Source organism: Thalassotalea castellviae (assembly GCF_031846185.1).
Classification (GTDB): Bacteria; Pseudomonadota; Gammaproteobacteria; order Enterobacterales; family Alteromonadaceae; genus Thalassotalea_H; species Thalassotalea_H castellviae.
This window is the reverse complement of sequence record NZ_JAVRIF010000003.1, coordinates 218,695-229,551: the sequence shown is the minus strand read 5'-3', so window position 1 is coordinate 229,551 and position 10,857 is coordinate 218,695. Positions and strand designations below refer to the sequence as shown.

Genomic DNA, 10,857 nt, shown 5'->3' with positions numbered 1-10,857 from the left:
TGCTCGTGTTAATTATTACTTTAAAACTTGTCTGAAATAATTTTCAAGAGAGATAGACGAATGCCTTTTTTTAAGCGTTTCACCTGAATTTTCTGGCGTCTGATAACCAAAATATAATTTCTCACTCGCAATGTAAATTAACGTATAATTCGGCGGAAGATCTCGATTATCTGAATTATAAGTAAACGTCTCATTTAACGCGTTAACTTTAATGCCTTCATCAGTTGTTACTTTCCCCTTAATATCAAATTTTGACATATCCAGCGTATCAAACATCATTAAGTCACATGTTTTATCAGTGGGATGGAAGTACTCTGTTCGGTATGTTGCTTTCAGTGAAGAGTCTATACTCAGTTCAATTTTTACGTTCCAAGCATCTTTTAATTCGTCACTTGCAAGTTTATTGTATGGGGAGCAACCTTTTTCCCGGTATGTATTAAATAACGATGTTTTAGAGTTGTCTATCGAGGCCCCAGTTTCAGAGTCTTCTTCAGAGCCACCACAAGCAAACAAGCCCAATAACGAAAGCGCTATCATTGTCCAACTATTTTTCATTTGCACTCCATGCTTAGTTAACTCCCTATCCCTTTAAAAGTAAGTTAACATTATATTATTTGATTAACGGCTGAATAGCAGCGAAACTGAGCCTAAATATCACAGTGCCACACTATCACTGTTTAGTGTTTTTCTAAATACTTACCTACCCATTGCATCGCGTCAGGTATAGTATTAAACACAGTGAAGTCAATGTTAGCTTCACGATAACATGCTTCATATTTATCTTTCATCACGTATTCGCCCTCAACACCTTCTGAAATAACAAATGCCGAAGCTAATGGAGATAAACGATTAGCCTTTAACTCCTTTAAATAATCAGTAAGGCCTAAAATGACTTCGTCTAAAGCCATACATGATTCTTCAAACACTACAATCTCGCACCAATTTATCGCATTGTTTTTTAAATCTTGTAAGGTATTTTGTTCCACTTCTTCTAAAGCTGTTAGTAGCTCTAGATTAAATGGCCCCTTTGAGTGATACACAATAATGTTACTGTTTATCACTTCTAATGAAACTCGCCCATGGGCACTAAATTTCCCATCAGGTATATTTTTTGTCGTCACTTCACTCATATGAAATAATCTAAATAGCGTTTAACGTTTAAGAGTATATCATTCTCGTAATACTCCAAAACGTCACATGCTCATAATTTTTAAATTAATACGTAAACAAGGTTAATAAAATTTACTGATGACTCCCTTTCACTATGTAAGTAAAACTAGTTAAAGGTTAGCAATTAAACTTTAAAGGTTTTCGCAATATCTTGTAAGGTTGTGGCTAGTAACGCCTGCTCTTTGGCTGTTGCAGCAATTTGAGCAGCACCTGTTGTCGTTTCTGTTGACTTTTCTTCAATTGAAACAACATTTTGCGCGACATCTTCAGTCACCACCGATTGCTCTTCTATCGCCGTCGCCACTTGTTCTGTCATAGTGAAAATATGACTAACCGCTTCGGAAATTCCCTCTAAGGTATGTTCAACATTTTTAGAGTTTTCAACCGCATCAGCTGCTTTTTGCTGACTGTGTTCGATAACATTAAAGGCGGCATTTGCGTCTGATTGTAGTGAAGTGATGAAACCTTCAATTTCAGCAGTTGATTGTTGAGTACGTTGGGCAAGGGTTCTTACTTCGTCCGCAACAACGGCAAAACCTCGTCCTTGCTCGCCAGCCCTTGCCGCTTCAATAGCAGCATTTAATGCCAGTAAATTCGTTTGTTCAGCAACAGATTTTATGACATCAACCACGTTAGTTATATTTTTACTACTCTCATGTAAACTGGTGATCTGTTTCGCTAAACCGTCAATTTCAAGCGCTAGATCTTCAATAGAGTGATACGACTGTTGCACAACCGCCAAGCCACTTTGTGCTTGGGAATCTGCATCTCGCGCGGAATCAGCCGTTAGTTGAGTATTACTTGCCACCTCTTTTACTGACGCGGATAATTCTTCTACCGCAGTGGCGATAAGTCCAATTCTTTCTTGCTGATCTAACATAGATGCAGAGTTATATTCACAAGTTTGTGACGTTTCTTCGGCAGCAGAGGCTAAGGTTAAACTTGATGAAGATATTTCATTAATTGCCCCAGAAAATGTACTTAAGGTTAAGTTTAACCCTGAAGCAATTCGTCCTAACTCGCTGTCACTTTCACCGTCAACTCGTGCCGTTAAATCATTATCAACTCTCACTTTCGTCATGACCTGCGTTAAAGCGCTAACTCTTGACGATAAGTCTTTAATAGTAAAAAAACTGATAATTGCGGCAAAAGTAATTAATAAAAAGCTGAATAATATATTGATAATTAAAGTATTAAAGGCATCTGTTTTTTTCATTTTTTTCATGGTTAACAAGCGGTTTGTTAACCCTTCTTCTACTTGTTTAAGTTGACCAATACGCTGGGTTGACTGTTTAAACCAATAGAGTGCATCGATAGAAAAATTGCTTTGTGTTTTCTTCGCAACCTCTCTTATTCTATCCACTTCAGACACGGAAGAATGTGCTAACTTTTGCTCGTACAGTGCAATCTCTTCTTCGTTTGAAAAAGCAATAAAATTAGCAAAGTAAGTATCTTGTTGGGTCACTAAAGCAATAAATTTAACAAACATTCCTGGTAAAAATTCATCCTTTGCAAAAGTGTTACTCAATACTGCTCTTTCTATACCCGCTCTTTCTTTACCTTGTAAAAAATTATAATAGGCTGTGATTGATTTTGTCACATCGGCATCGGAACTCGACTCAGCAATTAAACTAGCCACTTTTAATAACTTTGCATTTAAACCAGTATAAAAGCCAATCGCATCGCCAACAGCTATATTTAAACTACTTACCTGTTGTCTGATCCGATTCAGTTGATTTAATTCGGTTTGAATGTGTTGATTTAACTGAATCACCCCAGCTTGCTCAAACTCATTCTTATTGAGAAATTGTTGAGTAATAGCATGTTTATTATCAGTTTCAATGCGCTGGCTTTTTATCTCTGAAGTGAATTTCGATCCATTTGAGCCAAGAAAACCTGCCGTCATGCCCCGCTCTTTCTGTAACTCATGGACCAATTTACTGTAGGTTACTGATAACTCAGTTAATTGTGAAAGTTGTGCCATTTCCTTGTTCACATAATAACTTTGTGAAATTGAAGAAATACTTAACCAAACAAAACCAATTAACGGTAAAGCAAGTAATAATAGAATTTTATTTTTAAAAGAAACATCTGAAAGCGCCATGATTCATCCCTAAATGAAGAATAATTGTTGTATACAAAATTAAACAAGCTGGTAAATATGAAAGGTGGGTAGATAAATTAACATCCACATAATTAACATAGCATCTATGATATTTTTTGTATTTGATTTAACGCGATTTTTCAGATTCTTTTATACATAAATACAATAAAAAATTATTAAAACGGTAAAGTTTTTTGATGGTTAAGTCTCATGTATTGAAAAGCCATGATAATAAAAAAGTCGATTGAATTTATATTCAATCGACTTTAAAGAGAACAAGTGACCATTAAAAAGAACAAAGTTCTTTATCAAAAAAGGTGTATTTCCTTTTTATTTTGGTTAATTTTCAATTAAGCAATATTGGCAAATTGATTCATTGTATTGTCTTTACCGCCAGCTTTTAAAGCTGCTTCGCCAGCAAAGTAACCTTTATGATCATCTCCCATATCTGAGCCCGCCATGTTTTGATGTTTAACACATGCAATCCCTTGACGTATCTCTTTACGCTGAACACCTGCCACATAACCTAACATGCCTTGGTCACCAAAATACTCTTTGGCTAAATTATCGGTTGATAATGCTGCAGTATGATAAGTAGGTAAGGTAATTAAATGATGGAAAATTCCTGCATCTTTAGCTGCATCCGCTTGGAAAGTACGAATTTTTTCATCGGCGGTTTTCGCTAATTCTGTATTATCATACTCTTCACTCATTAAACGGTCACGATCGTAAGAAGACACATCTTTTCCTGCTTCTGCCATGGCATCAAATACTTGCTGACGGAAGTTTAACGTCCAGTTAAATGAAGGTGAATTGTTATAAACGAGTTTAGCATTCGGCACTACTTTTTTAATTTCGTCAATCATGCCGCCAATTTGACCAATATGAGGCTTCTCTGTTTCGATCCAAATTAAATCAGCACCGTTTTGTAAAGAAGTGATACTGTCAAGAATACAACGTGCTTCACCGGTTCCTTTTTTAAATTGGAATAAGTTACTTGGTAAACGTTTAGGACGAACTAACTTACCATTTTGCTTAATAACTACATCGCCATTTCCTAACTCACTTTCAGAGACTTCATCACAATCTAAAAAGCTATTATATTGATCACCTAAGTCACCTGGCTCTTTAGTAACAGCGATTTGCTTGGTTAATCCGGCTCCTAAAGAATCAGTACGAGCTACAATAACACCATCATCAATACCAAGCTCCATAAAGGCATAACGTACAGCATTAATTTTTGCTAAAAAGTCAGCATGAGGCACCGTTACTTTACCGTCTTGATGACCACATTGTTTTTCGTCAGACACTTGGTTTTCAATTTGAATACAACAAGCGCCCGCTTCAATCATTTGTTTGGCCATCAAATATGTTGCTTCTGCGTTACCAAAACCGGCATCAATATCAGCAATAATTGGCACAACATGTGTTACATAACCATCAATTTTACTTTGCACTTCCGCTTCTTTTACTTGATCACCCGCTTCTTTAGCGGCATCTAATTCTCTAAATAAACCGCCTAATTCACGAGCATCTGCTTGACGTAAAAAGGTATATAATTCTTCAATAAGTGACGCAACCGATGTTTTTTCATGCATTGATTGATCAGGTAATGGACCAAACTCAGAACGTAATGCGGCGACCATCCAACCGGAAAGATATAAATAGCGACGATCAGTATTTTCAAAATGCTTCTTAATAGAAATCATTTTTTGTTGACCAATAAAACCGTGCCAGCAACCAAGTGATTGCGTGTATTTACTCGAATCTTTATCATAGGCGTCCATATCTTTACGCATGATTGCCGCAGTATACTTTGCAATGTCTAAACCGGTTTTAAATTGATTCTGTAAACGCATACGCGCTACTGATTCAGCGTCAATGGCTTGCCAGTTATTTTGTGAATTAATTTGGTTTTCTATTGTTGCTATTTCTTCGCGGTAATTAGTCATTTCATTTCTCCCGGCACTTCAGTGCGCTATCAATAAGCTTTCCAGTTTTTGTAATTCGATTGGTAAGTTGTCATACCGAACAACAAAAAGGTTAATCGATCTAAACAACATTAATGAAATATATATTTCCTATCGCCAGTATTCACAATATAAATAGTGAGGTTAACAATGCTAATTTAATGCTTTTAATTCAATAAGTAATAGACACAATTAGTATTTAAAAAAATTTAATTTACCTCAATTAGTCCGCTCTAGTACTAATTTCTACTTGCAAACGTCAGTCAACAATGACATATACTAAATTTATGATTTTTATAAAGAGCATTTAGTACATGAATATATCTAAGATCGATTTAAACCTGTTGATTTATTTGGATGTTTTATTAAGAGAAAAAAATGTTACCCGTGCAGCTAGCCAACTGAATATTACTCAACCGGCCATGAGTAATGGCTTAAAACGTTTAAGAACGCTTTTTAATGATCCTATTTTGGTTAGAACGTCAGATGGCATGGTTCCTACCGAACGTGCGCGTGCTTTATCACCTATCATCAGAAAAATTCTATTAGAGTTAGAAGAAGCTCTGCAAGGCGAAGAAGAATTTAATGAACAACACAGTCAACGTGTCTTTAGAATCATGGCCAGTGATTACGCGGCATCAACGCTTCTACCTGGCTTATTAAGAAAAATAAATCAGGTAGCCCCAAATGTGATCATCGATATTATGACGCCAAGTGATGTTAATTTTCATGACGTAGAGGCGGGAAAAATTGATATGGCCATTAATCGCTTTGATGATTTACCCCAGTCTTTTCATCAGAAAACAATTTGGCGCGATACTTTTGCCTGCTTACTCAGTGCTGATAATGAAGTAGTAACTAAGTTTAACCTTAATAGTTACTTAGCATCTAAACATGTGTGGGTGTCAAAAACTGGTTTTGGCATTGGCGTTGGTATGGATCCCAAAGATATTCAAAAACTCGGTTGGGTAGATGAAGCCTTAGCGCGCTTAGGTAAAAAACGTGATATTAAAGTTTTTACACGTAATTACCATGTTGCGATGAAGCTTGCCCACGAAGACGGGTTAGTAGCCACGTTACCCACCAAAGCCGCCATGTTGCATAAAGATGATGCAAATTACACTATTTTAAAGCCTCCTTTTGAGATCCCAGATATCGAATTAAAAATGATTTGGAGCCCTTTATTACATCACGATGCTAGTCATATCTGGTTCAGACAGTTAGTGATAGAAGCGGCTAAAGAACATGAAAATAGTTAGCGCCTACTTATGTTTAACTCTATTTATACAGTATTATTCATTTCAATTTGTCTATTAATTGGATATTTCCTTAATCATCTTTTAGGCGGTTTACCGGCCAGTTTATATGGCATGGTAGTTTTTACTTTATTGCTACATTTTCGTGTCTGTGAAGCCAGTCGAGTTAAAGCATCAATTGCCTGGGGCATTAAAAATATGGGGGTATGCTTTGTCCCGGCAGGGGTAGGTATTATCAACCATTATCAATTAATAAAAACTCATGGTTTGATGCTAGTCACCATTACTTTTATCGGCACCTTAATGGTATTAACTTTCGTTGGATTGTTATTTCAACACCTTGAAAATAAAGGTAATACAGTTGATTGATTTATCATTACTCACTGATGTACTTCTATATAGTGGCCTTACATTAGCGGTTTATCACAGCTTTGTTCGACTGCAACAGAAAACCGGAAAAATATGGCTAAACCCCATGTTGTTATGTATATTTGTGCTTATTTTCATGATCACTTCCTTTGAAATAGATTTTCAACAATATCGCCAATCCACCAGTATTTTGAGTAATTTATTAGAACCTGCTGTAATTGCCCTTGGTTTTCCACTTTATCAACACTTAAATTCGATGAAGTCACAATGGAAACAAATAGTCAGTTTTTTAACCATATCAATCAGTTTATTACTCTCTATAAGCTATATATTGACCATGCTATTGATAAAATCACCGTCAATCGCCGTGTCATTATCATTCAAATCTATAACTACACCTGTAGGTATAGCTTTAACAGAACAACTCAATGGCAACTCGGCGATCACCGCATTTGCAATAATTTTAGCCGGGCTTTTTGGCGCTATTTTTGGCATAAAATGGTTAACATTTATTAAGGTATCTTCTCCAAAAGCACAAGGATTAGCGATAGGAACGGCAAGTCACGCTCTAGGCACAGCAACCGTTAGTCAATTAAGTTATCAACATGCCGCTTATAGTTCGTTAGCGTTAATTATTTCAGCAACAATCACAGCTATCGTTTCTCCTTCATTGATCCATCAGCTTGATTTATTGTTGTTCTAATTTATCCCTTTCTTAAAACTCATATTCATATGAAAAACCGTTAAAACCATCAATATTCACAAAATCAATAGTAGATATTGAAAATGACAATACAATGCTCAATGAAGCACAAAAAATAAAAACACCAAAGATAAACACATATTTTACAATAAGTTATACACACTTTAAAAAATCACTTACTTGGAAATACTCATTATAATTTTTTTTGACTAGTTAGAGCTATTGCTTGTTTGCCAGAAAATTTTTACATTCATCGCTAGAAACTGTAACGAATAATGAAAACTTTCCAATTCAAATCATTAAAGGAATTATTTATGTCTCAAAGAAAAAACATAGCCAATTTACAAGTAGCACAATGCCTTTATGATTTTATTGAGCAAGACGTACTGGTTGGTTTATCTATTGATTCTAATAACTTTTGGCACAATTTTGCCAAGATTATAGAAAACTTAATGCCGGTAAATAAAAAATTGCTTACCACACGAGATACATTGCAATTACAAATTGATCAATGGCATCAGTCACATCAAGGGCCAGCATTTAATTTTTCAGAATATAAAGCCTTCCTTTCTGAAATTGGTTACTTAGTACCTCAGGTAGAAGATTTTCACATCTCAACAGAAAATGTTGATAAAGAATTAGCAACCATGGCAGGACCACAATTAGTCGTACCTATAATGAATGCAAGGTTTGCACTCAATGCCGTGAACGCGCGTTGGGGAAGTTTATATGATGCTTTATATGGTACAGACATCATTTCAGAAGACGATGGTGCAGAGCGACAAGGCAATTATAATCCGGTTCGCGGCACTAAAGTGATTGCTTTCGCACGCGACTTTCTTGACACACATTTACCATTACAATCTGGCTCACATCATCAAGCTAAACATTATGGTTTAAAGAATAACACGTTAACCATTACCTTAGATAATGGTGATGAAACTCTCCTACAATCAGCTCAACAATACCTAGCTTTTCAAGGAGAAGCCAGTGATCCTTCATGCCTGTTATTTATGAATAACGGCCTGCATTTTGAAATAAATTTCAATAAAGAAAGTGTTATTGGCCAAAGTGATAAAGCAAGAATCAGTGATATTACTTTAGAATCTGCGTTAACCACCATTATGGATTGTGAAGACTCAGTTGCAGCGGTTGATGCCGAAGATAAAGTACTTGCCTACAAAAACTGGCTAGGTTTAAACAAAGGTGAGTTAACTGAAAACATCTCTAAAAACGGTCAAAGTTTTATTCGTGCCATGGCGCCAGATCGTTACTACAAAACAACTGACGGCAACGAGCTGAAGTTAAAAGGTCGAAGCTTAATGTTTATTCGAAACGTTGGCCATTTAATGACGAATAATGCCATTTTAACATCAACTGGCGAAGAAGTACCTGAAGGTATTCTAGACGCGATGATCACTTCATTAATCGCCCTTTACGATATTCAAGAAAAAACTCAATTAAGCAATAGTGCCGAACAATCAATCTATATTGTTAAACCTAAAATGCACGGCCCTGAAGAAGTTGCCTTTGCAAACTTACTATTTGAACAAGTTGAACAAGCTTTATCTTTAGCCAAAAACACCATAAAAATTGGCATTATGGATGAAGAAAGACGTACCAGTGTGAATTTAAAAGCTTGTATATTTGCCGCAAAAGAAAGAGTGGTATTTATTAATACAGGCTTTTTAGATAGAACAGGAGATGAAATACATACGTCTATGTCTGCCGGTGCTATGGAACGTAAAGCCGACATAAAGCTAACACCTTGGATCAATGCATACGAAGATAATAATGTTGATGTAGGTTTAGCCTGCGGTTTTAGTGGCAAAGCCCAAATAGGTAAAGGTATGTGGCCAATACCAGATCAAATGGCAAATATGTTAGCGACGAAAATTAATCATGTTGAAGCTGGTGCAAATACTGCTTGGGTTCCTTCACCGACAGCAGCAACGCTTCATGCACTGCATTACCATCGGGTTAATGTATTTGATTTACAGAAAAAGATTCAAAAACGTACACCTGCCAATGTCGATGATATTTTAACTATACCTTTAGCCAAAGATACCCACTGGTCTACTAGTGAAATTCAACATGAACTAGATAATAACTCCCAAGGCATTCTAGGTTATGTTGTACGATGGATAGACCAAGGTGTTGGTTGTTCAAAAGTGCCAGATATAAACGATGTTGGTTTAATGGAAGATAGAGCAACACTTCGGATCTCAAGTCAACATATGGCTAATTGGTTAAAACATAATATATGTAGCAAAGAAATGGTCTTGGCGAGCCTTAGCAAAATGGCAAAAATCGTTGATGAACAAAATAGTACAGATCCTCTATATACTAAGATGTCTGACGATTTAGACAACAGCATTGCTTTTCAAGCAGCCTGTGACTTAGTTTTTAAAGGTGAAATTCAACCTAACGGCTACACAGAGCCTCTGTTACATCAATTTAGACTAAAGAAAAAGCAAAGCAATTCGATATAACAGCTGACCAACTGACTTTCAAAATGTAAAAAACGGATTTTTTACATTTTGTGATGTCAAAGTAAATCTATAATTAACACTCTATAAACATATCAATCCACGCTTTTTAGCTGAAGAAAGACATCGTTATAAGCATTTAATCCCATAAAACTGACCTCTTATCCCATAAAAATAGCAATAGCATCAATTTGCATTTACAGTTAAAATGCAACTACTGTTGTTTCATATGTTAAATAAATGTAGCAATAGATAGTGAAACTTGGGCGAGGATGGAACAATGATATCACTGGGGAAAACTCTACTGATAACTGGCGTATTTACGCTTGCATGTACTGTTGCCAATGCAACAAACCATAAAATAACTACGGTGAACGAGAAAATTATTCAACAAGACGATTTACTCATGTTTGTGGTAAACGTAGAAAACAACGCTAAAAAATCAGTAGAAATTGCAACCAAAAAAATAGCGTATTCTCATAAAAACTTTATTTTACCGAGTATTTCATCGAAAAAAGTCACCTATAAAAGCTGTCAGTCAAAGAAGAAAAACGAACTTTACGAACTTTCTGCCATATTTAACGATAAGTTACAGATGTTTTTATCGTATATTGATAATGCTAAAGACTATCCAATCGCCGAAAAAAAAGATTCAACGGATGATTTAAATATCAACACTAACGTTCGAATTTATTAACACTGTTAGTTTTTTATGTCGCCTAGATACACAAAATCGAATACTAAAAAAGCCGTTCAATGAACGGCTTTTTTCTCCAGGTTCATAAATTAACCTATT

At 35.7% G+C, this 10,857-nt stretch carries 9 protein-coding genes; 5 read left to right on the top strand and 4 right to left on the bottom strand.

Annotated elements, in window-relative coordinates:
* Positions 1-15 precede the first annotated feature (15 nt).
* The 4 genes from RM573_RS07300 to RM573_RS07285 form a co-directional block, all read right to left on the bottom strand.
* On the bottom strand, positions 16-555 hold the full coding sequence (locus RM573_RS07300) for a hypothetical protein (RefSeq protein ID WP_311579492.1): 540 nt from the start codon (positions 553-555) through the stop codon (positions 16-18).
* A 122-nt stretch (positions 556-677) separates the two neighbouring features.
* Positions 678-1,121 (bottom strand): hypothetical protein, encoded by a 444-nt coding sequence (locus RM573_RS07295; RefSeq protein ID WP_311579490.1) that lies wholly within the window; start codon positions 1,119-1,121, stop codon positions 678-680.
* Between the two features lie 173 nt (positions 1,122-1,294).
* On the bottom strand, positions 1,295-3,274 hold the full coding sequence (locus RM573_RS07290; RefSeq protein WP_311579489.1) for a methyl-accepting chemotaxis protein: 1,980 nt from the start codon (positions 3,272-3,274) through the stop codon (positions 1,295-1,297).
* A gap of 350 nt (positions 3,275-3,624) precedes the next feature.
* The gene (locus tag RM573_RS07285; RefSeq protein WP_311579487.1) at positions 3,625-5,226 is read right to left on the bottom strand and encodes an isocitrate lyase; all 1,602 of its coding nucleotides are present in this window, start codon (positions 5,224-5,226) and stop codon (positions 3,625-3,627) included.
* A 332-nt stretch (positions 5,227-5,558) separates the two neighbouring features.
* On the opposite strand from RM573_RS07285, the gene RM573_RS07280 reads away from it, so the two are divergent.
* The 5 genes from RM573_RS07280 (at position 5,559) to RM573_RS07260 (ending at position 10,758) form a co-directional block, all read left to right on the top strand.
* Positions 5,559-6,503 carry a LysR family transcriptional regulator gene (locus RM573_RS07280; RefSeq protein ID WP_311579485.1) on the top strand — a complete coding sequence of 315 codons (945 nt, stop codon included), beginning with the start codon at positions 5,559-5,561 and terminating at the stop codon, positions 6,501-6,503.
* 9 nt (positions 6,504-6,512) lie between these two features.
* Positions 6,513-6,869, top strand: a complete 357-nt coding sequence (locus RM573_RS07275; protein WP_311579483.1) for a CidA/LrgA family protein — start codon at positions 6,513-6,515, stop codon at positions 6,867-6,869.
* Complete coding sequence (locus RM573_RS07270; RefSeq protein WP_311579480.1) at positions 6,862-7,572, top strand: LrgB family protein; 711 nt, start codon at positions 6,862-6,864, stop codon at positions 7,570-7,572. The genes RM573_RS07275 and RM573_RS07270 overlap by 8 nt, the downstream gene beginning before the upstream one ends.
* 314 nt (positions 7,573-7,886) lie before the next feature.
* Positions 7,887-10,064: a malate synthase G gene (locus tag RM573_RS07265; protein ID WP_311579477.1), complete on the top strand. Its 2,178-nt coding sequence runs from the start codon at positions 7,887-7,889 to the stop codon at positions 10,062-10,064.
* A 277-nt stretch (positions 10,065-10,341) separates the two neighbouring features.
* Positions 10,342-10,758 (top strand): hypothetical protein, encoded by a 417-nt coding sequence (locus RM573_RS07260; RefSeq protein ID WP_311579474.1) that lies wholly within the window; start codon positions 10,342-10,344, stop codon positions 10,756-10,758.
* Positions 10,759-10,857 lie beyond the last annotated feature (99 nt).